Source organism: Streptomyces sp. NPDC101160 (assembly GCF_044768205.1).
Lineage (GTDB): Bacteria > Actinomycetota > Actinomycetes > Streptomycetales > Streptomycetaceae > Streptomyces.
On sequence record NZ_JBIWPJ010000014.1, the window covers coordinates 84,930 to 109,628 of the forward strand.

The 24,699-nt window shown below is 72.3% G+C and carries 19 protein-coding genes; 3 read left to right on the forward strand and 16 right to left on the reverse strand.

Annotated elements, in window-relative coordinates:
* The first annotated feature begins 235 nt into the window (after nt 1–235).
* Nucleotides 236–1,546: an acyltransferase family protein gene (locus ACIRSU_RS35080; RefSeq protein WP_403801233.1), complete on the forward strand. Its 1,311-nt coding sequence runs from the start codon at nt 236–238 to the stop codon at nt 1,544–1,546.
* A 69-nt stretch (nt 1,547–1,615) separates the two neighbouring features.
* Here ACIRSU_RS35080 and ACIRSU_RS35085 read toward each other — a convergent pair whose 3' ends face one another.
* The 11 genes from ACIRSU_RS35085 to ACIRSU_RS35135 all read right to left on the reverse strand — a co-directional run bounded on the left by ACIRSU_RS35085 (nt 1,616) and on the right by ACIRSU_RS35135 (nt 13,116).
* Nucleotides 1,616–2,770: an acyltransferase family protein gene (locus ACIRSU_RS35085; RefSeq protein ID WP_403801236.1), complete on the reverse strand. Its 1,155-nt coding sequence runs from the start codon at nt 2,768–2,770 to the stop codon at nt 1,616–1,618.
* Nucleotides 2,771–2,861: 91 nt separating this feature from the next.
* Nucleotides 2,862–4,022: an epoxide hydrolase family protein gene (locus ACIRSU_RS35090; RefSeq protein ID WP_403801238.1), complete on the reverse strand. Its 1,161-nt coding sequence runs from the start codon at nt 4,020–4,022 to the stop codon at nt 2,862–2,864.
* Between the two features lie 37 nt (nt 4,023–4,059).
* Nucleotides 4,060–5,457: an FAD-dependent oxidoreductase gene (locus ACIRSU_RS35095; protein ID WP_403801241.1), complete on the reverse strand. Its 1,398-nt coding sequence runs from the start codon at nt 5,455–5,457 to the stop codon at nt 4,060–4,062.
* 29 nt (nt 5,458–5,486) lie between these two features.
* Nucleotides 5,487–5,906 (reverse strand): SgcJ/EcaC family oxidoreductase, encoded by a 420-nt coding sequence (locus ACIRSU_RS35100; RefSeq protein ID WP_403801244.1) that lies wholly within the window; start codon nt 5,904–5,906, stop codon nt 5,487–5,489.
* A gap of 67 nt (nt 5,907–5,973) precedes the next feature.
* On the reverse strand, nt 5,974–7,485 hold the full coding sequence (locus ACIRSU_RS35105) for an FAD-binding oxidoreductase (protein WP_403801247.1): 1,512 nt from the start codon (nt 7,483–7,485) through the stop codon (nt 5,974–5,976).
* 64 nt (nt 7,486–7,549) lie between these two features.
* Nucleotides 7,550–7,840 (reverse strand): DUF6059 family protein, encoded by a 291-nt coding sequence (locus tag ACIRSU_RS35110; protein WP_403801249.1) that lies wholly within the window; start codon nt 7,838–7,840, stop codon nt 7,550–7,552.
* A 10-nt stretch (nt 7,841–7,850) separates the two neighbouring features.
* On the reverse strand, nt 7,851–8,747 hold the full coding sequence (locus ACIRSU_RS35115; protein ID WP_403801252.1) for a prephenate dehydrogenase/arogenate dehydrogenase family protein: 897 nt from the start codon (nt 8,745–8,747) through the stop codon (nt 7,851–7,853).
* Between the two features lie 122 nt (nt 8,748–8,869).
* Complete coding sequence (locus tag ACIRSU_RS35120) at nt 8,870–9,679, reverse strand: TIGR03084 family metal-binding protein (protein WP_403801254.1); 810 nt, start codon at nt 9,677–9,679, stop codon at nt 8,870–8,872.
* 43 nt (nt 9,680–9,722) lie between these two features.
* On the reverse strand, nt 9,723–10,757 hold the full coding sequence (locus ACIRSU_RS35125; RefSeq protein ID WP_403801257.1) for a carboxymuconolactone decarboxylase family protein: 1,035 nt from the start codon (nt 10,755–10,757) through the stop codon (nt 9,723–9,725).
* A 104-nt stretch (nt 10,758–10,861) separates the two neighbouring features.
* On the reverse strand, nt 10,862–12,532 hold the full coding sequence (locus ACIRSU_RS35130) for an FAD-dependent oxidoreductase (protein ID WP_403801260.1): 1,671 nt from the start codon (nt 12,530–12,532) through the stop codon (nt 10,862–10,864).
* Nucleotides 12,529–13,116, reverse strand: coding sequence for a DUF5987 family protein (locus ACIRSU_RS35135; protein ID WP_403801263.1), 588 nt, complete (start codon nt 13,114–13,116; stop codon nt 12,529–12,531). Before ACIRSU_RS35135 ends, ACIRSU_RS35130 begins: the two co-directional genes overlap by 4 nt.
* A 285-nt stretch (nt 13,117–13,401) precedes the next feature.
* Between ACIRSU_RS35135 and ACIRSU_RS35140 the strand changes: the two genes are divergently transcribed.
* Together ACIRSU_RS35140 and ACIRSU_RS35145 are read left to right on the forward strand one after the other, a co-directional pair.
* Nucleotides 13,402–14,496, forward strand: coding sequence for a ParB/RepB/Spo0J family partition protein (locus ACIRSU_RS35140; RefSeq protein WP_403801265.1), 1,095 nt, complete (start codon nt 13,402–13,404; stop codon nt 14,494–14,496).
* A gap of 20 nt (nt 14,497–14,516) precedes the next feature.
* A complete protein-coding gene (locus tag ACIRSU_RS35145) occupies nt 14,517–15,293 on the forward strand; it encodes a helix-turn-helix domain-containing protein (RefSeq protein WP_403801268.1) in 777 nt (258 codons plus the stop codon).
* A gap of 66 nt (nt 15,294–15,359) precedes the next feature.
* On the opposite strand, the gene ACIRSU_RS35150 is transcribed toward ACIRSU_RS35145, so the two are convergent.
* The 5 genes from ACIRSU_RS35150 to ACIRSU_RS35170 are packed head-to-tail and all read right to left on the reverse strand — an operon-like array spanning nt 15,360 to nt 24,698.
* Nucleotides 15,360–16,709: a cytochrome P450 gene (locus ACIRSU_RS35150; protein ID WP_403801270.1), complete on the reverse strand. Its 1,350-nt coding sequence runs from the start codon at nt 16,707–16,709 to the stop codon at nt 15,360–15,362.
* On the reverse strand, nt 16,706–17,251 hold the full coding sequence (locus tag ACIRSU_RS35155) for a flavin reductase family protein (protein ID WP_403801273.1): 546 nt from the start codon (nt 17,249–17,251) through the stop codon (nt 16,706–16,708). Before ACIRSU_RS35155 ends, ACIRSU_RS35150 begins: the two co-directional genes overlap by 4 nt.
* The gene (locus ACIRSU_RS35160) at nt 17,248–17,703 is read right to left on the reverse strand and encodes an acyl-CoA thioesterase (RefSeq protein WP_403801276.1); all 456 of its coding nucleotides are present in this window, start codon (nt 17,701–17,703) and stop codon (nt 17,248–17,250) included. The genes ACIRSU_RS35155 and ACIRSU_RS35160 overlap by 4 nt, the downstream gene beginning before the upstream one ends.
* A gap of 3 nt (nt 17,704–17,706) precedes the next feature.
* Nucleotides 17,707–23,598: a type I polyketide synthase gene (locus ACIRSU_RS35165; RefSeq protein WP_403801279.1), complete on the reverse strand. Its 5,892-nt coding sequence runs from the start codon at nt 23,596–23,598 to the stop codon at nt 17,707–17,709.
* Entirely contained in the window at nt 23,595–24,698 is a 1,104-nt protein-coding gene (locus ACIRSU_RS35170) for an enediyne biosynthesis protein (RefSeq protein WP_403801281.1), read from the reverse strand. The genes ACIRSU_RS35165 and ACIRSU_RS35170 overlap by 4 nt, the downstream gene beginning before the upstream one ends.
* Nucleotide 24,699: the final 1 nt, after the last annotated feature.

The window sequence follows — 24,699 nt, forward strand, 5'->3', positions numbered from 1 at the left end:
CGGGGGGGGGCGGTCGTGGTTGTCGCGGCGCGGGCGGCGCCGGGGGCCCGGGGGGCGGGGGGGGGGGGGGGGGCGGCGGGGGGGGGGGGCGGGGCCCCCCCCCCCCCCCCCCCGACCCTGCACGGCGTTCCCGCCACCAGAAGAGCACGGCAGAAGGTGCGGCCCCGCCCCGGCCGCCGCCAGGATCGCGATGACCTGATCAGGTGGCTTGATTCATTCACAAGGAGCGCCGACTGTGGCTACACGCACAACGGGCAAAGCGGGCGGAGGGCCCATAGAGAAGACGAGGGTTCCCGCCCTCGACGGACTGCGCGGCCTGTGCGCCCTCGCGGTCCTCGTCTTCCATGTGTCCTACAGCGCGGGAGTGATGCACCACTTCTCCGACCCGCGCGACAACGTATGGGGCCACCTCACGGCGGGCATGGGCGTCTTCCTGCCGCCGTTCTTCGTTCTGTCGGGCCTCATGCTGTACCTGCCGTTCGCCCGGCGCACGATGTCCGGTACCCCGAAGCCCGCTGTGCTGCCCTTCCTGTGGCGGCGCGTCCTCCGCATCGTCCCGGCCTTCTGGCTGGTCACGCTCGTGGCGATCGGGGTGCTCAACTACGACAAGATCGACAGCGTCTGGTACGTGCTGCGGCCGATCCTCATGGTGCACTTCTTCGTGCGCACCGAGTGGATCGTCGGCCTCGAGCCCACCTGGACCGTCCCGGCCGAGATGATCTTCTACCTGTCGCTGCCGGCCGTGGGCTGGCTGGTCCACAAGCTGGCCGGGCGCGTCGAGGACCCCGCCCGCCGGATGCGCCGCATGTTCGTCCCGATCATCGCCCTGGTCCTGATCGGCGCCGGCTGGACCGCTTACTGCTTCCTGCCGTCCATGACCGCCGACGTGTGGTACCTGAACTTCTTCCCGTTCGGCTACATCGGCTTCTTCGCCGGCGGCATGGCCCTCGCCGTGCTCACCGCCTACGCCGAGGCCACCGGACGGACTCCCGCGCTCTACCGGGTGGCGGCCAAGCGCCCGCTGCTGTTCTGGGCCCTGGCCCTCGTCGCGTACGCGCTCAACGTGCCGCAGCCGTTCGGCAACCCGGGCATGGGCGACTGGGGCGCGCTGACCCAGCAGATGGTCATGCACGTGCTATTCTTCCTGTTCGCCATGTTCCTCGTCATCCCCGTGGTGGCACCGGGCGCGAAGTCCCGTGTCATGGACGCCGTCCTGACGAACCGTCCGATCGTCTATCTCGGCCGCATCTCGTACGGCGTCTACCTGTGGCACGTCTTCTTCGTGTACGTGATCCTCCAGGACGGCTGGATCTTCGGGAAGACCGCCGTGTCGGACGCGATGCTCCGCGGCCAGGTCGGCTTCTGGCCGATGGTGACCTTCTCCCTGGCGACCTCTGTCGTCGCCGCGATGATCAGCCACTACGCGCTGGAGCAGCCGCTCAGCCGGAAGCTGCGCACTCTCTTCGACCGGCGCACCGCCCCGGCCGCCCCGGCCGCCCCGGCCCAGCCCGCCGAGCGCGAGCGGGACGTCCTCACCGGCGTCTGACCCGTACCTCCCGCGTCACCTCCCGTGCTGCCGGCGGCCCGTCCGCCGGCAGCACGCGTGTGCGGGGGGTCAGCTCCACCGCCGCATGGCCGGCCGCTCCACCAGGACGTAGATCAGCCGGGCGAGGACGACGGTCAGCGCCAGGGTCCCCAGGTGGTAGAGGATCGCGGCTCCGGTACTCAGCGTCGGCGAACCGAGCACCGGGTGCAGGTTGAGCAGGACGAGCAGGTTGAGCAGGAAGACGTTGTACGAGGCGTCGCCGAGCCACTGCATCGGCCGGCTGCCGAGCAGGCCGTACCGCCCCTGGGCGTCACGCTGCGCCACGGCCGCGATCAGCACCATGAGCGGCACCGTGAAGACCGCGGCGAAGCCGTAGACGACCGGCACGAACAGCGCGGCCGCGTACGCGGCGGCGACGAGAAGGGACGCCGGCACCACGCCGATGCGGAGCTTCCAGCGGCCCTCCAGGACCAGCCGCGCGGCCAGCATGCCGGCCACGAACTCCAGCGCGCGCACCGGCGGGGCGAAGTAGCCGGTCCACAGCTGCGCCCACGAGACGCCGGGCACCATCATGTTGGGCGGACCGTCGAGGGTCGCCGAGGTGACGACGGGGACGGCGACGACGGCGGCGACGACCGCCAGGGCCCAGACCCACAGCCGCTCCGGCCGGATGGCGCGGATCAGCCGCAGCAGCAGCGGAAAGGCCGCGTAGAAGGCGAGCTCGACCGAGAGCGACCAGGTCACACCGTTGACCGCGTAGATCATGAAGTCGCTGTCGGGCAGCCAGGACTGCACGAGGAACAGGTTTGCCAGCGCCTCCACCGGCTTCAGCGGCATGCCGCTCAACGGCAGCAGGGCCAGGGCGAGGGCGAAGACCAGCACATGGCTGGGGAAGATCTTGAAGAAGCGCCGGCGCCAGAAGCGCGGCGCGCTGTCGTCGGCCCGCGCCGCCCAGGTGAGGACGAAGCCGCTGAGGACGAAGAAGAACGAGACGCCGAGGTTGCCGGCCTTGCCGGCGAGGAAGGCGTAGGTCTGCTGGACGCCGCCGTCGGCGAACACCGGCACGTACGTCGCGTGGTAGACGAACACGAGCAGCGCGGCGACGAAGCGCAGCCCGGTCAGCCCCGGAAGCCGCGCCGGCAGGCCGGAGGCACGCTCGGTGCGGGCGGGACCGGCGGCCGGCACGGTGATGCTGGTGGGTCTCTGTCGGAGTGTGGTGGACACGGGGAGGTCTCCTGTGGACGCGTGAGGGCGGCCGGGCGTGCGATGCGCCGGGCCGCCCTCACTGCTGATCGGGTGTACGGGGATGCGCTGGTCAGCGGAGCGGACGCGCGAAGGCGCGGACGTCCTCGACGAGCAGCTCGGGCTGCTCCATCGCGGCGAAGTGACCGCCCTTGTCGAACTCGGTCCAGCGGCTGAGCGTGGGCAGCAGCGGATCCGCCCAGCGGCGGATCGGCAGCGCGGCGTCCTCGGGGAAGACGGCCACGCCGACCGGCGCCTGCAGCGGCCACGGGCCGCCCCAGGTCCGGACGAACGCCTCGTCGCCGTGGGCGGACTCGTAGTAGAGCTGGGCGCTGGAGCCTGCGGTGGCGGTGAACCAGTAGATCGAGACGTTGGTGAGGAGGTGGTCGCGGCTGACCGCGTCCTCCGGAACCTTGTCGGAGGCCGTCCACTCCTTGAACTTCTCGACGATCCAGGCGAGCTGGCCGACGGGCGAGTCCGTCAGTCCGTACGACAGGGTGTGGGGCCGGGTGGACTGGATGCGCTGCCATCCCATGCCGTCCTGCTGGAACCGGCCCGCGAAGTCCAGCCGCGCCAGGTCGGTCGCGTCCAGCCCCTCGAACGCCGCCGGGTCCTGCGGCGGGAAGGTGACGAACATGTTCACGTGGACGCCCGCGACGTGATCGGGGTCGGCGAGGCCCAGCTCCAGGGAGATCGCCATGCCCCAGTCGCCGCCCTGCACGAAGTAGCGGTCGTAGCCGAGGCGGCTCATCAGCTCGGCCCAGGCGCGGGCCACCCGGCGGGTGTCCCAGCCGGCCGCACCGGTCGGGCCCGAGAACCCGTATCCGGGGATCGAGGGGATGACGACGTGGAAGGCGTCGGCGGGGTCGCCGCCGTGCGCCGCCGGGTCGGTGAGGGGGCCGATCACGTCGAGGAACTCGGCGACGGACCCGGGCCAGCCGTGCGTGATGATCAGCGGTCGGGCGTCCGGAACCGGCGACTTCACGTGCAGGAAGTGCACGTCGGCGCCGTCGATCTCGGTGATGAACTGCGGGTACTGGTTCAGCCGGGCCTCGGCGGCACGCCAGTCGAAGCCGGAACGCCAGTACTCGGCCAGCTCCTTGAGATAGTCCGCCGGAACGCCCCGGGACCAGCCGGCGTCGGGGATCTCGCCCTCGGGCCAGCGGGTGCGCGCGATGCGCTCGTGCAGGTCGTCGATGTCGGCCTGCGGAATCTCGATGCGGAAGGGACGCATGGAAAGCCTCTCGTGGTACACGTGCGCGGGACGGGCGTCAGCGGGATGCGGCGGCGGCTCGGGGCTGCCGTCGCGATGCGGCGGTCTCGCCGGCGCGGCGCGCGGCGCGCGAGGCCCGCAGGACCCGCAGCATCAGACGCGGCCGCATCAGGGCCTGCGGTGGATCGACGAGCCCGGCGACGCGGATGAACGCGTTGCTGAGCTCCGGGTCGTGCTCGGCGGCGGCCTGGAGCCGGGCGACGTAGGCGTTGGCCATCCTGACCTTGAGCGTGCGCCGTCCGGCGACGCCCTCGTACCCCAGGTCCGATCCGGCGGCGAGCTCCCAGGGCGCCTTGATGAGGGCGGCGATGTTCTTGAAGAAGGCGTTCGCCCGCGGGCGCTCCAGGCAGGCGAGGTGCCTGCGCAGGGCCAGTGACTCCAGCGCGGCCACCGTCATGCCCTGGGCGTAGACGGGGTTGAAGCTGCACACGGCGTCGCCCATGACCAGCAGCCCGTCCGGGAAGCGTTCCAGTCGCTCGTAGTGGCGCCAGACGCTGGCCGGGTAGCGGAACATCACCGGGTCGTCGACCGGTTCGGCACCGGCCACGGCCTCGTACAGGTCGGGGATGGGCAGCGAGCGCATGAAGGCGTCGAAGCCCTCGGGGTCCGTGGGGGCATGGTCGCCGAGGATGCCCGTGAGGGAGAGCTCGTAGATGTCGCCGTCACCGGGCAGCCGGTAGAACAGACCACCGCGCGGGTGCTCCGGCGTCGCCGCGGGGATGATCGCCTGGGCGTCGCCGAGCGGGTCGTGGTCGATGCGGTAGTGGCGCGTGGTGTACGCGAGGTCGATCTCGACGCGCTCCTCCTCGGGGCGCGCGTAGCCGAGCTCCTCCAGCCAGATGGGGGTGCGGGAGCCACGGCCGGTGGTGTCGACGACCAGGTCGGCCTCGAGCTCCTCCGGCTCGCTGCCCGCCGCGCGGGCCTGGATCCGCGCGCCCGTGACCCGGGTGCGGTCGGGGGTGGTCAGCAGCCCGAGGATGTCGTGTTCCTCCACGAACCGGACGTTGGGGATCTGCTGCACCCGGCGCCGCACCTGCTCCTCGAGCACCGGGCGGCCGGCGGGGACGGAGACAAGGCCGGTGTCCGCGGGGGCGATGCGCCGGCCGTTGAAGTACCAGTGGCAGGCATGGCCGAAGTCGCCGGGTTCGGCGCCCGCGGCCGCCAGGTCCTCGGTCAGCCCCGGAAACTGCTCCTCCAGGACCTGCTGCCCGCGCGCGACGAGACCGTGCGCGTGCCGCCCGTGCGGGACCCCGCGGCGGGGCCCGGTGACGTCGACGAGACGGTCGCGGTCGACCAGCAGGACCTCCGCGTAGGCGTCGGCGAGAACGCGTGCGGCGAGAAGTCCCGCCATGCTGCCGCCGAGCACCACCGCCCGGTGTGCGGCTGTGAGGGCCACGGTGTTCTCCTCTTCGAAGGCGGTGCCGGTCACGGGGTGTTGCGCGGGGTGTTCTGGTAGGCGGCGATGAGCCATTCGCCGTCCTGCTTCGTCAGCACCCAGATGGCACGCACGGCGCGCTGCGGAGCGGGCTCGGTCTCACCCGGGGCGAGCACGCCGCCCTGGGTGATGACGACGGCGTTCTCGGGCGAGAGGAACTTGACGGCGACCGGCGTGCCGGTGACCTGGGTGCCCTTGTACGGTCCGGCGAACGCCTGGGACATGAAGGCGGCGATGCTCTCGCGCCCGGTCTCGTGGACGCCGGGCAGCACCATCGTGCCGTCCTCGGTGAACACCTCGGCGAAGGCGGACGCGTCGTGCGCGGCCCAGGCGGCGACGATGCGCTGCGGCACGGCGGCGAGCGCCGCGGTGTCGTCGGCCAGAGCGGTGGCGGTGATCGTGGCGGTCATACGGATCTCCCAGGGTTTGACGGTGGTGGGAACGGCGCGCACCGCCGTCGGCGGTGCGCACGGACGGTCAGGAGGGGGGCAGCTCGACGGAGAGCGCGTGGCGGAACACGTCGCGCGGGTCGTAGCGCTTCTTCACCCGCTGCAGGCGGGGGTAGTTGTCCTTGAAGTAGAGGAACTGCCACCCGGTGTCCGAGGTGTTCCAGGCCGGGTCGGCGAGGTCCACGTCCGGGTAGCTGATGTACGAGCCGTCGTTGACGTCGTCGGGCCGGGGGACGCCCCCGGTCTCGGCGTACACGTCCTGGTAGAAGCGGCGCACCCAGGCGATGTGCAGCTCGTCCTCGTCCGGCGCGGTCCAGGCTCCCGCGGAGTAGGACGCCTTGATGACGGCGTCGCGCTGGGGCACGGCGGTGGCGTCGGGGGCGACCGCGTTGACCTGGCCGCCGAATCCGGTCAGCACCAGGCAGGCCATGGGGTTGTCATAGCCGGGGTCGGTCAGATGGCGGTGGACGGCGGCCAGCTGGTGATCGGTGAAGCCCCGGCGCAGATAGCCGGCCTTGTTCTTGTAGCGGCCTCGGGGATCGCTCGGCCAGCTGTAGGAGGGCATCCAGGTGTCCATCCAGGACACGACCTGCTCCTCGACCGAAACGGGCCGGGCGCCGGTGCCGGCGGTGATCGCCGCGAGATGTTCCGCCATCAGCTCCGCCGCGCCGGGCACGTCCTCGTCGACGACGGTGTTCATGAAGAACGCCCCGGCGGACCGGTGCAGGACGATGAGGTTGCTCCAGATGTGGCGGCCCGGTGAGTCCGGCGCGCTGTTCTTCTCGTACCAGTCGGTGTAGTTGCGCAGCAGGGCCGTGAACGACTCCTCGTTCAGGTCGTCCCAGGACCAGGTGACGTCGGCGCGGCGGATCCGGCGGGGGGCCCGGGGCAGCGCCTGTTCGGGGGTGGCCGGCGCGGGTCCGGGCGAGCGCAGCCAGAAGCGGGTGACGACGCCGAAGCTGCCGCCGCCACCTCCGGTGTGGGCCCACCACAGGTCGTGGTGGGGGTCGTCCGGCTCGCGGGTGGCGACGATCGCCCGGGCGCGCCCGGTCTCGTCGACGGTGACGACCTCGACGGCGTACAGGTGGTCGACGACCAGACCGTCGCGCCGGGAGAGGTGTCCGTAGCCGCCGCCGCAGATATGGCCGCCGACGCCCACCTCGAAGCAGGTTCCGGCGGGGACGGTGACGCCCCAGCCGTCGTGCAGTTCCTGGTAGAGCCGGTCCAGGCGGGTGCCGCCGCCGACGACGAAGGCGCCCATCGCGTCGTCGTACGAGACGGCGCACAGCGCGGAGAGATCGAGGAGCACCTGGATGTCGGGGGACGCGGTGAAGTCCTCGAAGCAGTGGCCGCCGCTGCGCACGGCGATCCGGCGTCCGGTGTCGACGGCGTCCTGCACGGCGGCGACCGCCTCGTCCGTGGTGCGCGCACGGCGGATCACCTCGGGACGCCCGGTGAACCGGTGGTTGTAGCCCTCCACCAGCCCTGCGTATCGGTCGTCCTGCGGGGTGATGGTCACCCCGCGGCTGTCATCGGACATGACGGGTGCCTCCTGCCGCGGTCGTGCCTAGAAGGTCACACCCGCGCCGGGGCCGTCACATCTCTCAGTTTGCGGTGTTGCCGGTGGCTGAGCCCAAGGCCTCGCGCAGCTGCCGTTCCAGGGCTTGTTCCACGGCGCTCAGCGGGCGGTCCTCGCACAGCCGCTCGGGGTGGCCGCGCGGCGGCCCGTGGAGCGGGACGACGTGTCCGGCGCGCGGCGCCGGACCGATCCAGACCCAGCCGTAGTCCGACAGGGACCAGTAGGCGGAGTGGAACAGACGCTTGGCCAGGTGCCGCGCGCGGGCGGGCCATCGGGCCGGGGCGCCGCGCCGCGGCGAGAAGGAGGGGGCTGTCACCACGCGACCCTCACACCCGTCCGCCGGCGCGCGCATCTCGCGTCGTGCCCGGCCCGCCGGCCCGGCGGAGGGCGGTCTGTCCGCGCCTTCCCTCCTCGAGGGTCAGGGCGAGCTCGAGCGGTGCCGAGGCGTCGCCCTCACGCAGGATCGCGGAGGCCCGGGCGAGCTGGCCGGCGATCCGGTCGAGGACGTCGGCGACCGGGCCCGCGTTGTGCGCCAGGACGTCGCCCCACAGCCACGGGTCGCCGCCCGCCGTGCGGACGGCGTCGCCCAGTGCCGCCTCGGCGAGGCCCAGGAACGCCGAAGAGCTGTCGGAGAAGCGGGAGGACAGGGCGGCCGCGACCACGTGCGGGGCGTGAGACAGCTCGGCGACAAGCCGGTCGTGCACCTCGGGTGTCAGGTCCAGGCGCTGTGCGCCGCACAGTTCGATCAGGGCGGAGACGGTCTCCAGGGCCCAGCCGGGGGTGGTCTCGTAGGGGCACAGCACCCAGGGCCGGCCGGTGAACCGTCCGGCGTCGGCGGCGGCGCGACCGGAGGCGTCGGGGCCGGCCAGCGGGTGGCCGGGCACGTAACCCTTGAGGTCGCAGCCGCGCAGCTCGGCGTCGTCGGCGACGACGTCCTTCGTGCCGGCCGTGTCGGTGTAGACCTCCCCGAGCCCCCTGCTCTGGGCGCTGTACAGGGTGTCGACGACCGCGGACGGCGGGGTGGCGACGACGACGAGGTCGGCGGGCGGGCGCCCCGGGGTCCAGGGGGTGCCCGCGCCGAGGGCCACGGCCTCGGCGGTGGCCCTCGGATCGTCGTCGATCAGGGCCACGTCGATGCCCGCGCCGGTGAGGGCGAGGGCCACGGAGGTGCCGGTGGTGCCGCAGCCGATGACGACGGCGGTACGCAGGGGGGTGGCGGTCATGGGGGTGCTCCTCGCGGCGGGGCGGTACGGGAGGTCGGGGTTGGTGGGCTTCGGGGCCGCGTGCGCGGGCCGGGTAAGCCGCCCGGGGTGCGGCGGGCGGCCGATCGTGTCGTCACGGCCGCTCAGTGCTCGCAGTTCTGGTGGGCGAACTGGCCGGGCGTGCGGCCCTCGCCCGCCGGGCCGCGGTAGGCCTGGGCGATGTCGAGCCAGCGGTCGGCCTCTTCGCCGGTGGCGACGAGGGCGAGGTCCTCGCGGTGGCGGCGGCGGGTGACCAGCAGGCAGAAGTCCTCGGCGGGGCCGGTGACCTTGTTGGCGGCGTCCTCGGGGCCGTACGCCCAGATCTCGCCGGTCGGGGCGGTCACCTCGATGCGGAAGGGCTCGGCCGGCGGGGTGAGGCCCCGGGAGAGGTAGCCGAAGTCCCGGGTGAGGAAGGCGAAGAAGACCAGGTGGCGCAGGCGCTCGGTGGCCTCGCGGCGCACGCCCAGCGCGTCGGCGATGTCCTGCCCGTGGCCGAAGATCTCCATGATTCCGGCGGAGGCGAGGACGGTCGGCGGCAGCGGGTTGACCAGCCACGGCACGACCTGGTCCTCCGGGACGGCGGCGAGCGCGTCGACCGACTGCTGGCCCAGGGCGCGGAAGCGGGCCAGGAGCTGCGCGGGCGGGAACTGGTTGAACTGCTTCAGCGCGGCGTTGACCGCCCCGTCGAAGTCGCCGGCGGCGCCGGCGGCGAGCTTCGCGAAGCCCTCGGGGTCGGACGCCGCGGTGCCGGCCAGGTGGAAGATGAAGGTCAGGTGGGCGACCTGGTCGGCGATGCTCCAGCCGGGGGCGGGGGTCTCGGTGTGCCAGGTCTCCTCGTCCAGGCCCTCGACGAGACGGGCGGTCTCCTCGATGTCGGTGGCGAGGGCCTTCAGAACGTCGTTCAGCGAGCTCATGTCCGGGTCTCCTTGAGAGGAAGGGGTGGAGGGGGGCCGCCGGTCAGTGGGCGGCGGAAGTCACGGGGTGAGGGATGGTGAAACGGGCGCCGATGCCGACGGCCGCGGTGAGGGCCGCCCAGGAGGCGAGCTCCACCAGTTCCCGGTCACCGGGGTGGGCGGCGCGGAATTCGGTGATGTCCGCGTCGGTGATCTGGTGCGGGTTGAGGGCGATGAGGAGGGCGAGCCGCCCGGCGGGCAGGTGCTCGGCCGTGAGGCCGGCGGTCGCCGCTGCGAGCCAGGCGCGGCTCGGGCCGGGGGTCGTGCCGTCGTGCGCGGCGAGTTCGGTGTGCAGCAGTTCGCGTACGGACTCGGGGATCCAGCGCTCGGCGGCGTAGTCGACGGAGGCGACGGCCCGGGCGAGGGCGTCGGCGACGGCGGGGTTGGGCCGTGCCCAGCCGAGTCCCGCGGGCAGCGGCGCGGCGGGCAGCAGGTTGAGCGACGCACCGGGCACGACGGCCGTGCCGGTGTCGGGGCGCATCGCCCGGGCGACCATCCGCATCACGGGTCCGCGCCCGGCGGCGGGTGCCGCGTCGGGAACGGGCGAGTCCGGCAGGAAGAGCCGGACCATCCGGTTGAGGTAGTGGAAGGTGACGGCGGTGCCGAGGATCTCAGGGGCGTCGGCCGCGTCGAAGGGCAGCGGCTCCTCCCCCGCCGGTCCGGTGTCTCCGCCGAACACCCGCTCGGCGAGCGCCCCGTGGGCACCCGCGCCGGACAGGGTCTCGAGCGTGGCCTCGTGGACCTCGACGCAGTAGGAGCAGTCGTTGGCCCGGGACACCGCGGTCGCGACGGCCTCCTTGGCGGCCCGGCTCACCCGGCTCTCGGCGAGAAGGGTCTCGCGCAGCAGCAGCCAGGAGGCGGCGAGCGCCTCGGGTGCCGGCGAGTGCAGCGCCAGCGGCGGGGCCACGACGCCGAACTCCCGTCGGGCCTGGGCGTAGACCTCGGCCACCAGGCCGCGAGCCTCGGTGTGCGGGACGGCCGCGATGTGCCGGATCTGCTTGAGGGAGCCCCTCAGCATGATTCTTACGAGCGGTCGCACCGCCGCCTCCTGCTCGGATCCGGGTTGCGTGAAGCAACCGAATGGTCATCGGGTGAAGGTTTCGTCAAACAACTCACTGGTCGGCGAAAGGCCGGTCAGGAAGGTCACACGGTGGCGAGCCGCTTCTGCTTGAGCAGCGGCAGCACGCCGTTGCGTCCGCTCTTGTAGCCGGTGGGGGCCGGGGCGCCGTAGGTGACGTCGATCCCCCTGGCCTGAGCGGCAGCGACGATGTGCGGTACGGCACGCTCGGCGAGCGCGGCGATGGTCATGGCCGGGTTGACGGTCAGGGCGCCCGGGACGGCCGATCCGTCGGTGACGAAGATGCCGGAGTGGCCGCGCAGTTCGTTGGTGTCGTCGAGCGCCGAGGTGTTCGGGTCGTCGCCCATGCGGCAGGAGGCCAGCGGATGGACGGTGTAGGCACCGACCAGATCGTTGGTCCACGGCATCACCTTGGCGAGGCCGTCCTTCTCCAGGATCTCCTTGACGTCGGCGTCGGCCTGGTTCCAGCCGTGCCAGGTGTTCTTCGTCGGCTTGTACGACAGGTTGCCGCGACCGAGCATCTGCTGCGAGATGCGCATGGAGTTGCCGGTCGCCGGCGGCGGGCCGAAGACGCCCTCGTTGTCGTCCTCCGTCATGCAGAAGATCGTCAGCCACGACTTCCAGTTCTTGAGGATCTCCTTCTTCTCCTTGCCGAACCAGGTCGTCGGACCGGTGGCGTCGGGCACCTGGGCGAGGATGGTGCCGAGGCCCGGCGGGAAGTAGAGCTGCTCCAGCGAGTACCGGGAGTACTCGGGCAGGGAGCCGTCGAGCTTGTCCCAGCTCGCCACGGTCGGACCCTTGCCGATCGCGTTGGCGCCGTAGGGGAGGTTCCCGTCGCCGCGGGACAGGCCGAGGATCTCGGCGACCTTGTCCTCGTTGAGGATGGCCGTGTTGAGGCGCTCGCCGTTGCCGGAGAAGTAGCGGCCGACCGCGTGCGGCATGGTGCCGAGGTGGGCCTCGCTGCGCTGGAGGATGACGGGCGTCGCGCCCGCACCCGCCGCCATGACGACGAGCTTGGCCTCGATGACACCGGATCCGGTGTGGATGCGGTAGTCCTCGTCGTCGACGATGTTGTAGTGGACCCGGTAGTCGCCCTCGGGGGTCCGCGACAGGTACTGAACCTCGTGCAGCGGGCGGATCTCCGCGCCGTGGGCGAGCGCGCCGGGCAGGTAGTTGACCGTGAGCGATTGCTTCGCCTCGAAGCGGCAGCCGGCCATCATGAAGTTGCAGTTGACGCACTTGGAGTTGTCGACCGAGGCGGCGAGCGGGTTGGCGGTGCGCCCGGCGTGATCACAGGCGGCGGCCCACAGGCCGCCCGCGTAGGAGGCCTCGTTCCAGTCCGGCTTGGTGACCGACAGGGACTCCTCGATCCGGTCGTACCACGGGTCGAGGGTGGCACGGCTGACGGCCTTGGGCCACATCCGGCGGCCGATGCTGCCGTGCCGCTCGAAGACGAACTTGGGGGCCCGGGGCATGGCCGCGAAGTAGACGACGCTGCCGCCGCCGACACAGTTGCCGCCGAGCACGCTCATGCCGTCGCCGACGACGAAGTCGAAGATCCGGGTGTAGGAGGAGCCGAGCTTGTAGTCGTGCTCGAACTCGTCGTTCTTCAGCCAGGGGCCGCGCTCCAGAACGGTGACCTTGGCGCCGCCGGCGGCGAGGTGGTAGGCCGCGATCGCGCCACCGAAGCCGCTTCCGATGACCAGGACGTCGGTCTTCTCGATCGAGGTGCTCATGCTGGGCTCCCGGTGGGGGTCGTGTCGGGGTGGACGTTCGCGAGCTGCCGGCCGTATCCGAAGTCCTGGAAGCGCCACAGGCCGTCGGTGTCGGGCTGGGTGATGCCCATGGCCGTCAGCCCCGGATGGCCGTCCGCGAGGGCCTCGTCGGTGTGCAGGTGGGCGGCGGAGTCGTAGGCCATGTTGCAGAAGAGGGAGAGCAGGACCCAGAAGTCCTTCTCCGGGTGCCCGGGGGTGGTCAGCTCCACGATCAGGGCGACACGGTCGTCGTAGTCGAGGGCGACGAAGGGCGGCACGTCGGTGTCGAGCGTCAGGCCGGCCTTCTCGGCGTAGTTCCTGGCGTGGTCGTTGACCAGATTCGCCAGATCGTCCAGGCCGTCGTGGATGCCGGTGGCGTCCCAGCGCAGGAGGTCGAGCGCGCCCGAGGTGACCGCGCCGCCACCGGTGCTGACTCCGGCGATCGCCCGGTCCCCCGGCCAGCGCTTCTCGCCCGGGACGATGGTGTCCGCGTAGGCCTCCAGCGTGATCGTGGTGGCGGGGGCGATGTCGACCCGGCGCTCGGGGATCTTTCTGACCCTTCTCACTGCAGGCAACTCAACCTCCGGTTCGCTTTGTCGGGACTTCCTGTCGGCGTGAGAAAAAGCTAGAACCGGCGAGTCTTTTCAAACAACCAACCCCATCGGCGTTCGCCCGAACATCGACCGCCCGGACGACTAGCCAAAGTCGGCACGTCTCCCGTCGCTCCCGCCCGAAAAAAAGAGGGCGTTCACTATCGTTTCCCCGGATGCATTGCTCTCCGCGGTAACCGAGTCCATTTCCGCGGAGTTCTTGGGGGCACGCCGGGCACGCCTCGATCTCGCCAGGGGGGAATGGGAGAGGTGGACAGCAACGACAGAACTCTGACGCTGCCTGCCAACTTCACCCACCGGGTGCGGATCGAGGCGTTGCTGCCGGCCGACTCGCCGCGCCTGAACGGTGTCGACGACGACCACGTGCGACGCCTCACCGACGTCTACGCCTCGCTTCCCCCGGTCCTCGTCCACCGCGCGACCATGCGCGTGATCGACGGGATGCACCGCGTCGCCGCGGCGGCCTCGATGGGGCTCTCCTCCGTGGAGGTGCAGTATTTCGACGGCGCGGACGAAGAAGCGTTTCTCCGCGCGGTGACGGCCAACGTCGCCCACGGCCTTCCGCTGTCGGTCGCGGACCGCAAGGCCGCCGCCGAGCGCATCCTGCGCGCACAGCCCGACCTCTCGGACCGGGTCGTCGCCTCCTACACCGGCCTCGACGCGAAGACGGTCGCCACGATCCGTCCGCGTTCGACCGTGGATTCTCCGCAGTCGAACATCAGGATCGGGGCCGACGGCCGTCCTCATCCGCTCGACCGCACGGCCGAGCGCATCCGCGCCGCCGAGCTGATGACCCGCCACCCCGACCTGCCGCTTCGGGCGATCGTCAAGGAGACCGGCCTGTCCCTGGGCACGGCCCACGACGTGCGCAGGCGGCTGCTGCGCGGTGAGGCCCCCGTGCCGCAGGGCCGCCGGCCTGCGGCCGAACGACCTACGGCGGCGCCCGCGCCGACGATCACGCCGACCGCGGACCACCCCGCTCCCCCGCCCGAGACGCGCGCCGCCCCGAGCACCACGACCGCCTCCTCCGGCTCGAGCCGCACCCGCGGCTCGCTGGAGACCCTGCGGCGGCTCGCGGGCGACCCGTCGCTGCGGCACTCGGAGTCCGGGCGCCACTTCCTGCGCTGGCTGCACACCCACTTCGTGGTCGACGAGGCCTGGCGGCAGCAGGCCGACGCCGTCCCCCCGCACTGCACCGACACGGTCGCGGAACTGGCCCTCCAGTGCTCCCACGCCTGGCGGAGGTTCGCCGAGGACCTCAGCCGGCGGCGACTGACCGACGCGCCCCCCGCTCCGTCACGGCACGCGACCTCCGGATCTCGGCAGGGTGCATGATTCAACGACAGGGAGAAACGGTGACCACCACCGCCATCGAGGCCGCTGTCCTTCGCGTGATCAATGAAATGCATGCGAATCTCGGCCAGGAGCTGACCATCGATGACATGGCCCGTACCGCCATGTTCAGCAAGTTCCACTTCACCCGGGTGTTCCGGGATGTGACGGGCACTTCTCCCGGCCGTTATCTCTCCGCCCTGCGCCTCCAGGAGGCAAAGCGTCTCCTGCTCGAAACAAATTTCAGCGTCGCCGATATCAGCAGCCAGGTCGGGTACAGCAGCGTGGGCACGTTCAGTTCCCGTTTCAAGTCCTGTGTCGGCGTCTCCCCGAGCATGTTCCGGGAATTGGAGGGCTTCACCCAGGAAATCGGTCCCGGTGAGCATGCGGCCGTCCCGGCCGAGGGCGTCCACGGGTCCCTGCGCGGCCGAGTGCACCTGCCCGAGGACCGCACGCCCGGCCACTGCTTCGTGGGCCTGTTCCCCACCCCCGTCCCGCAGGGGCAGCCGGTGCGCTGCGCGGTCCTGAACGGCCCCGGCTCCTTCGAGCTGCGCGACATCCCGGCCGGCACCTGGTACGTCCTCGTGCACTCCGTCCCCTACGGCTACGAGCATCTCCCGTCCGGCACCGGAGACGAGGACATCGTGTCCGTCGGCTCGTACGGACCGGTCACCGCGCACCAGGACACGCTCCTCATGCCGGCCGAGATCACGCTCCGTCCGCTGGACGCCCTGGACCCGCCGATCCTGATGGCCCTGCTCGACCTGCGGACCGACGCCCTGGACCGCATCGCCGGCTGACCACGTGCGAAGAGGGCCGGCCACGGTATCCACCGTGGCCGGCCCTCTTTTTCGTTCCCGTGCCGCTCAGTCCGCCGGACGGATCGTCATCGGCAGTCCCCCGCGCATCCGCAGCGACATCATCGGCTCGGCGATCCCCTCGTGACCCGGCACCACGGTCAGGTCGAGGTCCCGGGTGACCAGCGCGGTCACGAAGACCGCCTCCATCATCCCGAGGTTGCTGCCGACGCAGAACCGCGGTCCGGCGCCGAAGGGGATGTACGCGTACCGTGGCCGGTTCGCCACCCGCGACGGGTCGAAGCGGCCCGGGTCGAAGCGCTCCGGGTCCTCCCACAGTTCCGGGTGGCGGTGCAGCGTGTACGGGCTCACCAGCACATCGGCCTTGGCCGGCACGCTGAACCCGCCGACCTCGTCGGGGCCCTGGGCGATCCGCGGCAGGATCCACACCGGCGGATACAGCCGCATGGCCTCCTGCACGACCTGCGTGGTGTAGGTCAGCTTGTGCAGGTCCTCGGTCTCGGGCAGGCGGCCGCCCGCCAGCACGCCGCGGGCCTCCTCACGCACCAGGTCGCGGACGTGCGGGTGGCGGGCGAGCAGCAGCAGCGTCCAGCCGAGCGTGCTCGCCGTCGTCTCGTGACCGGCGAGCAGCAGGGTGACCAGCTCCTCCTGCAGCAGCCGCCGGGCCAGGGCCGGGTCCTCGCGCTCGCGGGCGGCGAGGATCATCCGGGCGAACGCGTCGTCCGCGCCGTCGCCCTCGCTCATGCGGGCGCCGCGGTCGGTGACCAGCGCGTCGACGATCCGGGTGAGCTCCTTGCGGGCCGCACGGAACCGCCGCTGGGTGCCGAACGGCACCCAGGTCGGCACCATGCCCTGCGAGACCATGTCGAACATGGCCTGGTCCTGGACGGCCTCGAAGGCGTGCGCGATGCCGCCGTGCCCCTCGAGGGAGGTGTCCATGAGGGTCCGGCCCAGCACCCCGAGGGTGAGCCCGGTGACCTCCTGGAGGAGGTCGACGGGCTGGTCCCCGGCGCGCCGGCGCAGCAGCTCCACCAGCCGGCCCGACTCCTCCGCGACGGCCCCGGCCTGGGCGGCGATCCGACCCGGCTTGAAGGCGGGCTGCACGTTTCGGCGCTGAGCGCGCCACAGCTCGCCCTCACTGGTGAGCAGCCCGTCGCCGAGCACCTTGCGGGACTCCACCAGGCCGATGCCCTTGTGGTAGTTGGCCGCGTTGTCGGCGAGCACGTGTTTGGCGTAGTCGGGCCGGTTGAAGATGTACAGCTTCTTGGGGCCCATGGAGACGCGGACGGCATCGGAGAGCGCGGCCGCGTCCCGCATCATGCCGAGCCGGTCGACGGCCAGCTTGCGCAGCAGACCCGGCAGCGCCCACATGGGCGGACCCGGCGGATGCACGCTCATGGGCGACTCCCTCGCGGCTGCGGGACGACCTGGCGGAAGCGGCCGCCGTGGAAGACCAGCGGCTCACGGCCCGGCAGCTCGTCCAGGGCGAGCACCCGTCCGACGTGGATCGTGTGGTCGCCGCCGTCGTACGTCCGCCACCGGGCGCATTCGAAGTGGGCCGCCGCCCCCGCGATCAGGGGGGCGGCGGTGGTCTCGCCGGGCAGCCACTCGACGGCGTCGAACTGCGCGGCTCCGAACGGCCGGGAGCGGTCGGCGAAGTGCCGTGCCACCTCCTCCTGGCCGGCGCCGAGGACCGACACCGCGAAGGTGTCGGCCTCGGCGAGGACCCGGTTCATGACGGCGTCGTTGCCCACGCACAGCAGCACGAGGGCCGGGTCGAGCGACACCGAGGTGAACGAGTTGGCGGTCATGCCCCGCGGAACGGCTCCGCCCACCGTCACGACGGTCACGCCGGTGGCGAAGGCCCCGAGGGCCCGCCGCAGCCGCACGGGGTCGCCGGTGACGGCGTCCCGCGGCGGCGCGGCGGCCAGGGTGCTCATGCCGCCCGCCCGGCCAGCGCCTGCCCCTGGGCGTACGGCTCCAGGGCGCGGGCCAGACCGTCCGGGATCCGCGAGGGCACGGTGTTGGTGTTCGGACCGCGCATGCACGCGATCCGCTGGCGGCCGCGCGCGATCAGGACCTCGGCCCCGCCGGTCACCTTCACGTAGTCGAAGGTGAACTCGAGCTGGGTCTGGCCCAGTTCGGACAGCCGCATCCGGATGGACAGCTCGTCGAAGGCGGTGATCTCGGCGAAGAACTCGCAGTCCACCTTCAGCGTGAACAGCTTCAGGTCGTCCTGCACCTCGGCCAGCACGTCCGGCGCCTTCTGCTGCAGGAACAGCTCGCGGCACCGGCCCTGCCAGCGCAGGTAGTTCACGTAGTACACGTTGCCGACGAGGTTGGTCTCCTCGAAGCCGACCGTGTGCCGGTACTCGAAGTAGTCGTCCGCCATGGTCTAGGACCGCCCTTCGGAGAGAGGCGTTTCGTGGGTGAGGAACGCGAAGACAGCGGGCTCCAGGGCGTCGCGCAGCGCGGTGACGAAGGTCGCGATCCGCAGGTCGCCGGCGGCGAAGACCACCCAGGCGTCCTTGCGGCGCGGCAGCACCGTCAGCGGCGCGCCGGCCATGATGCCGGCCTTCCGCAGGCACTCCACGGCACCCCACACACGGGTCGCGGCCGTGTCCGGCGCCTCGCCGGTCTCCTTGGCGACCAGTTCGGCGACCGGGGCGTGGTCTCCGAGCAGTCCGCGCCACTCGTGGGCCGAACGCATGCTGACCGCCTCGATGTCGCAGGCGACCTCGGTGTCGGAGACGGCGCTGAGGGTGACCCCCAGACCGTGCGCCGCCGACATCGACATGTGCCGCCCCGGCTCCAGCTCGGGGCGCCCGTCCGGGCGGTGCCGGACGGCGACCGGGCTGCCGAGCGCCCGGGCGGCGGCGTCCGCCGTGAAGCCGCGGCGCTGGGCGACCGAGCCGGCGGGGGCGTCCCCGTGCGGCTCGACGGCGACCGCGACACGGCTGCCGACGACGTCCTCCAGCGAACGCTCCAGGTACGGGCCGAGCAGCGGGGCGACCCACGGGCCGGACCCGTCGGTCTTGCGCACCGCGTGCAGGGTCAGGCCGTCCCAGCGCTCGACGACGGTGCCGTCCTCGTCGCGCACGGCGATGTCGTACACGTACGTGTCGCCGTCGCGGCTGCGCTCGACCGCGGTGTACCGCAGCCGATCGGGGACGTGGCCGCCCGATCCGAGGGTGTGGATCCGCTCCACGCCCGAGGGCAGCAGCGTGGCGTCCGGGACGCACACCTGGTTGCCGTGCATGAGCGCGTCACGCATGCCCGGGTCGGCGAGCAGCAGCTCACCGGGCAGGAACCCGGCGAACCAGCCCTCCGGCTGCTGCTGGACGGCGACTTCGGCGTCCACGTGCCGGGCCGCGGCCCGGTGGAAGCGGCGCAGCCGCTGGAAGCGGGCGCCCTGGAACAGGACGCTGCCGTACAGGTCGGCGGCCGGGTCCAGCGGGACGACCGGGGTGTCCTCGGGGACCTGGAGCGGCGGACCGTCCGGCGCCGGGACGTCGGAGAAGACGAGCCTGGCGCGGAAGTGCTCGGCGACGAACCCGGTGTCCTCGGCGTGGATGGCCACGTCGACGGTGTCGGTCGCGGTGACGGTCGCCGCGATCCGGATCCGGGTGCTGCCGTTCGGCGGCACGACGATGGGCCGCAGGAACTTCGCACCCTCGATGACGGGGGCCACCCCGGTCCGGCCGGTGACGGCGGAGGCGACCTGGGTCATGGCCTCCATGCCGATGACGGCCGGCAGCAGCAGGTTGCCGTCGAGGAGGTGGTCGGCCAGGTACGGGTCGGTGCCGGCGTTCAGCTCGACCTCGGTGACCAGCTCGACGCCGTGGTAGCGCACCAGCGGGTTGCCGGTGAAGCGCAGCAGGGGCAACGTCGGCAGGTCGCGGCGGACGGTGTCGATGCCTTCCGTACGCCCGCTGATGACGGTGACGACGGGCGCGTCCGGGTCCTCGATGAGGCGCAGCAGGATCTCCACGCCCTGGTCCGGGGAGACCGGGGTGATGCCTTCGCGGGACAGCGACTCGACGACGGAGAGCTTCTCGCCCATGCCGACGCCGGACCACACGGACCACTCCATGCAGCGGGCGCGGACGTTCGGGTGGGTGCGGGCGACCTGCTCGGTGAGGTCGGCCAGCCACTCGTTGGCGGTGGCGTAGTGGGCCTCGCCGCGCAGTCCCGCCCGGCCGATGATGCTGCCGAAGCTGACCAGCAGCTTGAGCTCGCCGGCGCCCACCGCGTCGAGGACCGTGCGCAGGCCGTCGACCTTGGGGCCGAAGGTGCGGGCGAAGTCCTCCGCGGTCAATCCGGTCAGCGCGCCCGGCTGGTTGAGGCCGGCGCCGTGCAGGAGGCCGGTGATCGGGCCGAGCGCCTCGCGCAGTTCCGCGACGGCGGCCGCGACCTGCTCGGGGACGGTGACGTCGGCGCGCGCGTAGTGCACGCGGACGCCGCTGTCGCGCATCCGGTCGAGGTTCTCGGCGAGTTCGCGGTCCTGGGCCGGGTCGGAGCGGCCGAGGACGGCCAGCTTCGCACCGGTCTTCTGGGCCACGGCCAGGGCGCACTCCGCGGAGATGCCCTTGCCGCCGCCCGTCACGAGCAGCACGTCGGAGGCGTCCAGCGGCGCGTCGGTGCGCTCCGGCTGGACGGGCAGGGCCCGCAGCGTCGGTACGCGGCGCACCCCGGCTTCGTCGTAGTGGACCTCGGCAAACCGGGTGGTCGCCGCCACCTCGGCCACGACCCGATCGACCACGTCGTCCGTCACCGGGGTGTGGACGACGGTGGTGCGCAGGTGCGGGGCCTCCAGGTGGAGGGTCTTGGCCAGGCCCGCCGCGCCGCGGCCGTCCTGGACGAGGACGAAGCGGCGTTCGCGGTCGCCGGCGAGCGCGCTCTTGGCGGCGGCCAGCACCCGGTCCACCTCCTGCCGCGGGCAGTCCTTGGCGAGGACGGCCAGCACGCCCGAGCCGAGACCGGCGGTCGCCAGCTTCTCGCGGAGCCGCTCGGCGTACGGGTGGCCCTCGGAGCCGAACAGTTCCCAGGCGCCGTCGGCGCCGTCGGTCACGGCGAACGGCCGGGTGACCTCGTCGAGGTCCACGGCGAACGGCCGGGCCCAGGGGGCCGCGCCGGCGATGACGGGCGCGGAGGGCTCCTCCACGCCGCCGGTGCTGATGAGGGTGTCCAGTGCCTCGGCCAGTTCGGCCAGCGTCGCGGTGGCGAAGTTGGTCGGCACCTGGGCCGCGGCGATCCCGAGGCGGGACGCCGCCTGGTTGACGATCTGGCCGACGGTGATGGAGCTCATGTGCAGATCGTCGAGGAGCCGGCTGTCGGGGTCGACGAGGTCGGCGGGCAGCTCGGCGCGCTCGGCGACGAGGGTGCGCAGCACGTCGAGCACGTCGGGTCCGTCCGCATCCGCCGGTTCGACGGCGGGCGCCGCCTCGACGGCCGCGGCCTGCTCGGCCTTCGGTGCCGGCTTGGCCTTCGGTGCCCGCTCCGCGCGGGGGGCCGCGGCCGGAGCCGCGGCGGCGGGACGCGGCCGGCGCTCGGCCAGCGGCACGTCGTGCGGCGCCTGCTCGCAGGGGCTGGCGAGGAAGGAGAACTCCTGGCCCACTTCCAGGGGTCGGATGAGCCGGTCCTGGAACAGCCTCTCGAGGGCGACGTGCGCGCCCGCGACGAACGCGGCGCCGGCGACCTGGAGGACGCTGCGCAGCGACTCGTCGTCGGTGTTCAGCGCGACGGCCGGGACACCGGTGGTGGCCTTGGCGAGGCCGCTGAGGACCCGGCCCGGGCCGACCTCCACGAACAGGTCGACGTCGCGCGCCGCCTCGCTCACCGCCTGGGTGAAGCGGACGGGGCCGGTGATCTGCTCGCTGAGCAGTGCGGCCAGGTCCGTGTCGGGGGTCAGCTCCTCACCGGTGACGGTGGAGACGATCCGTCCGCCCACGGTGCCCGGGCTCGCGGTGGCGAGCCAGGCGCCGAAGGAGGCCGCGGAGGCCGCGACGAGCGGCGAGTGGAAGGCGTGCGAGACGTTCAGGCGGGTGCAGGGGATCTCGGACCGATCGGCCCGGCGCTGCACCTCCTCGATGTCCTCGACCGAACCGGCGACCACCGTCTGCTCGGGGCCGTTGTATCCGGCGATGACGGCGTCGAGGCCGGCGATGAGCTCCTCGGCCCGCTCGGGCTTGGCGCCGAGCGAGGCCATCGTGCCCGACGCGCTGTGCTCGGCCATGGCCCGGCCGCGCACCCGCGCCGCCTCGAGCAGCGTCTCCTCGTCGAACGCTCCGGCCCAGTGCAGGGCGGAGAGCTCGCCGAGGCTATGCCCGACGGCGACGGACGCCTCCAGGCGCAGCGCGTCGAGGACCCGCAGGCCCGCCGCGGAGCCGGTGGCGATGCGCGGCTGGGCCACGTCGGTGGCGACCATGTCGCCGGTGGTCGGCAGCGCGGCCCGGTCGAAGACCTCGGCGGCCTCGGGGAAGCGGCGGCGCAGCGCCCCTCCCCCGGTGCCGTGGCCCGAGCCCTGACCGGGGAAGAGGAAGCCGACGCGGGCGCGGCCGGCGGCCCGGCCCAGGAAGCTGCGGCCGTCGGCGGCGGTGTACGCGGTCTCGCCGGACTCCAGCAGGTCGGCCAGGTGCGTCAGGCGGCGCTCGGCGTCCTCCGGGGAGGAGACGACGACGGCCGCGCGGTGCGGCAGGCCGCGCAGTTCGCGCTGGAGGGTGGCGGCGAGGTCGGCGACCTGGCCGTAGGAGACCTTCGCGACGAACGCGGCGACTTCGGTGAGCCGGGCGCGCAGCGCCTTCGGGGAGTCGCCGTCGACGACGAGGAGTTCGGCGTCCTGCAGCGCGTGGGCGAGGGTGGCGGAGCGTCGGCCGACTCCGGTGCGCCGCCGGCCGGCGGGCTCGTCGAGGACGACGTGGGTGTTGATGCCGCCGAAGCCCATGGCGGTGATGCCGGCCCGGCGAGGGGCGTCCTCGGGCCAGGCCTCGGCCTTGCGCAGGGCCTTGAGGTTGGCCTTCTCGTCGGTGAGCAGCTCGTGCGGGTCGGTGGTGCCGATGGCCGGCGGCAGGATGTGGTGGTTGACGGCCATGGCCGCCTTGATCAGACCGGCGACGCCGGCCGCGGCCTTGGTGTGGCCGATCATGCCCTTGATGGACGTGATGGCCGCGGGAGCGGCGTCCGGGTCGGCCTCGCGGCGCGCGCCCATGAGCGCGGTGAGCTCGGTGCGGTCGCCGACGGCGGTGCCGGTGCCGTGGCCTTCGAAGAGGCCGACGGTCTCGATGCCGAAACCCGCCTTCTCGTAGGCGCGCTTGAGGGCCAGCTGGTAGCCGCTGACCTCGGGGCGGGTGATGCCGCCCTGGCCGTCGGAGGAGACGCCCCAGCCCGCGATGGTCGCGTAGATGCGGTGGCCCGCCGCGAGGGCGTCCTCCTCGCGCATCATGACGATCATGCCGCAGCCCTCGCCCGGCCAGAAGCCGTTGGAGCCGCGGTCGTAGAGCTTCATCTCGCCCTTGGCGAGGGCGCCGGTCTTGGCGAAGCCGATGATCTCGAACGGGTCGATCGACAGGTCCACACCGCCGGCGACGGCGACGTCGATGTCGCCGTTGATCAGCGCGGTGCCGGCGGTGGTGACCGACAGCAGCGAGGAGGAGCAGGCGCCGTCGACGGTGTAACCGCCGCCGTTGAGGTCGAAGTGGTTGCAGATCCGGCCGGCGATGGTGTTGGCGAGGCCTCCCGCGAGGGTGTCCTCGTCGATCGCCGGGAACGGCTCCTTGTAGGAGACCTCGACGTCGTCGAGGAACTCCGCGATGCGCTCGTCGTCCCAGATGTCCTGGTCCTTGAGGGCGGCGGCCATCACGCGTCGTACGTAGGGCCAGCGCAGCCGCATCACGTTGGCGCGGGAGAACTCGCCCGTGAGGGTGTTGCCGACGACGACGCCGGTGCGCTCGTGCGGCAGGCCCTCGCCGCCGGGGAATCCGGCGTCGGCGAGCGCGCGGCCCGCGGTGTCCAGGGCCAGCCAGTGCGTGAGGTCGGTCGACCGGAAGGTGCTGCCCGCGATCTTGTGGGCGATCCGGTCGAACGCGTAGCCCTCGATGACCGCGGCGTTGCGGGCGTAGAAGGTGTCGGGGGTCGCCGGGTCGGCGTCCCAGTAGTCGTCCAGGTTCATCCGGACGTCGGGGAGGCGGCGGAAGGCGCGCCGTCCGGCGACGGCGTTGTCCCACAGCTCGTTGGGGTTCGTGGCGTCGGGATAGCGGCAGGCCATACCGACGATGGCGATCCTGGTCATGCGGCCACCGGTATCTTCTTGGTCTCGGCCTCGGACGTGGCCGGGGCGGGGCAGGCGCAGGCACCTTCCGGGCAGGCGCAGGCCGGGGTCTCGGCCTCAGCGGTCGCCGGGGCCGGGCAGGCGCAGGCACCCTCGGGGCAGGCGCACGCGGCGGCGTCGGCCTGCGCGACGGACTGGGTGACGGCGGCGAGCGCGAGGGCCTCCTCGGCACGCTTCTTCGACACGATGTCAGCGGTCCACAGGAAGGCGCCGCGGATGGCGCAGACCAGGGCGGTGGCGAAGAACAGGCCGTAGGCGATGCTCATCGCGGTCAGCACGCCGTACATGGTGGCGACACCGCCACCGAAGGCGATCTGGCCCCACTTCGAGGACGGGGTCGTACCCGGGTCCGTGATCATGTAGTTCGTGAAGAGCACGAACGCCACGCCGGTCATCATCGCGAGGCCCGCGGGGATGGACGTGTCGAACAGCAGGCCACGCACGACGGCCTGGAGGGCGAAGCCGCCGACCCAGGCGAGGATCAGCCACATGCGCTCGGTGAGCTTGGCGTTGAGCATCGTGCCGAGGCTGATGATGATCGCCGGCACCAGCCAGTCGAAGCCGCCGTCGATGTACTCGGTGAACTGGTACGGCGGGGCGATCGAGGCCCACGGGAAGAGCACCAGGATGACGGCGATGCCGAAGTTCGACGGGTTCATGAAGTGCCGCAGGCGGCCCTTCACCGGGGCGCGCAGCACCCACTTGGTGCCGACGGCGACGATGACGCCGAACACCATGACCCACACCTTGTCGTTGACGTACGACAGCATGTTCACGGCGAGAGCGGTGATGTGGGCGGGGAAGAGGAACTCCATCAGGCCCTTGGGCCCGCCGCCGAGGAAGCGCGGCGCACGGCCCTCGGATCGGGCACCGAGGATCTCCAGGACGATCTCGAGGCTGTAGGAGGTCGCCAGGGCGATGAACGGCCAGGTCCAGGGCTGCTCGAAGCCGAGGACGGTGTAGCCGAAGATGTTGAGCACGGAGATGGAGATCGCGAAGCGGCGCAGGGCCGTCGTGACCTTCAGATTGTGCCGTGGGACGGCGGTCTTCGTTGCGGACATC

Coding starts and splice junctions, on each gene's coding strand:
- ACIRSU_RS35090 (WP_403801238.1), bottom strand. CDS start 4,022: ATGCGTCCCTTCCGCATCGAGATTCCGCAGGCCGACATCGACGACCTG.
- ACIRSU_RS35100 (WP_403801244.1), bottom strand. CDS start 5,906: ATGACCGCCACGATCACCGCCACCGCTCTGGCCGACGACACCGCGGCG.
- ACIRSU_RS35105 (WP_403801247.1), bottom strand. CDS start 7,485: ATGTCCGATGACAGCCGCGGGGTGACCATCACCCCGCAGGACGACCGA.
- ACIRSU_RS35115 (WP_403801252.1), bottom strand. CDS start 8,747: ATGACCGCCACCCCCCTGCGTACCGCCGTCGTCATCGGCTGCGGCACC.
- ACIRSU_RS35120 (WP_403801254.1), bottom strand. CDS start 9,679: ATGAGCTCGCTGAACGACGTTCTGAAGGCCCTCGCCACCGACATCGAG.
- ACIRSU_RS35130 (WP_403801260.1), bottom strand. CDS start 12,532: ATGAGCACCTCGATCGAGAAGACCGACGTCCTGGTCATCGGAAGCGGC.
- ACIRSU_RS35140 (WP_403801265.1), top strand. CDS start 13,402: ATGGGAGAGGTGGACAGCAACGACAGAACTCTGACGCTGCCTGCCAAC.
- ACIRSU_RS35150 (WP_403801270.1), bottom strand. CDS start 16,709: ATGAGCGTGCATCCGCCGGGTCCGCCCATGTGGGCGCTGCCGGGTCTG.
- ACIRSU_RS35155 (WP_403801273.1), bottom strand. CDS start 17,251: ATGAGCACCCTGGCCGCCGCGCCGCCGCGGGACGCCGTCACCGGCGAC.
- ACIRSU_RS35160 (WP_403801276.1), bottom strand. CDS start 17,703: ATGGCGGACGACTACTTCGAGTACCGGCACACGGTCGGCTTCGAGGAG.
- ACIRSU_RS35165 (WP_403801279.1), bottom strand. CDS start 23,598: ATGACCAGGATCGCCATCGTCGGTATGGCCTGCCGCTATCCCGACGCC.
- ACIRSU_RS35170 (WP_403801281.1), bottom strand. CDS start 24,698: ATGTCCGCAACGAAGACCGCCGTCCCACGGCACAATCTGAAGGTCACG.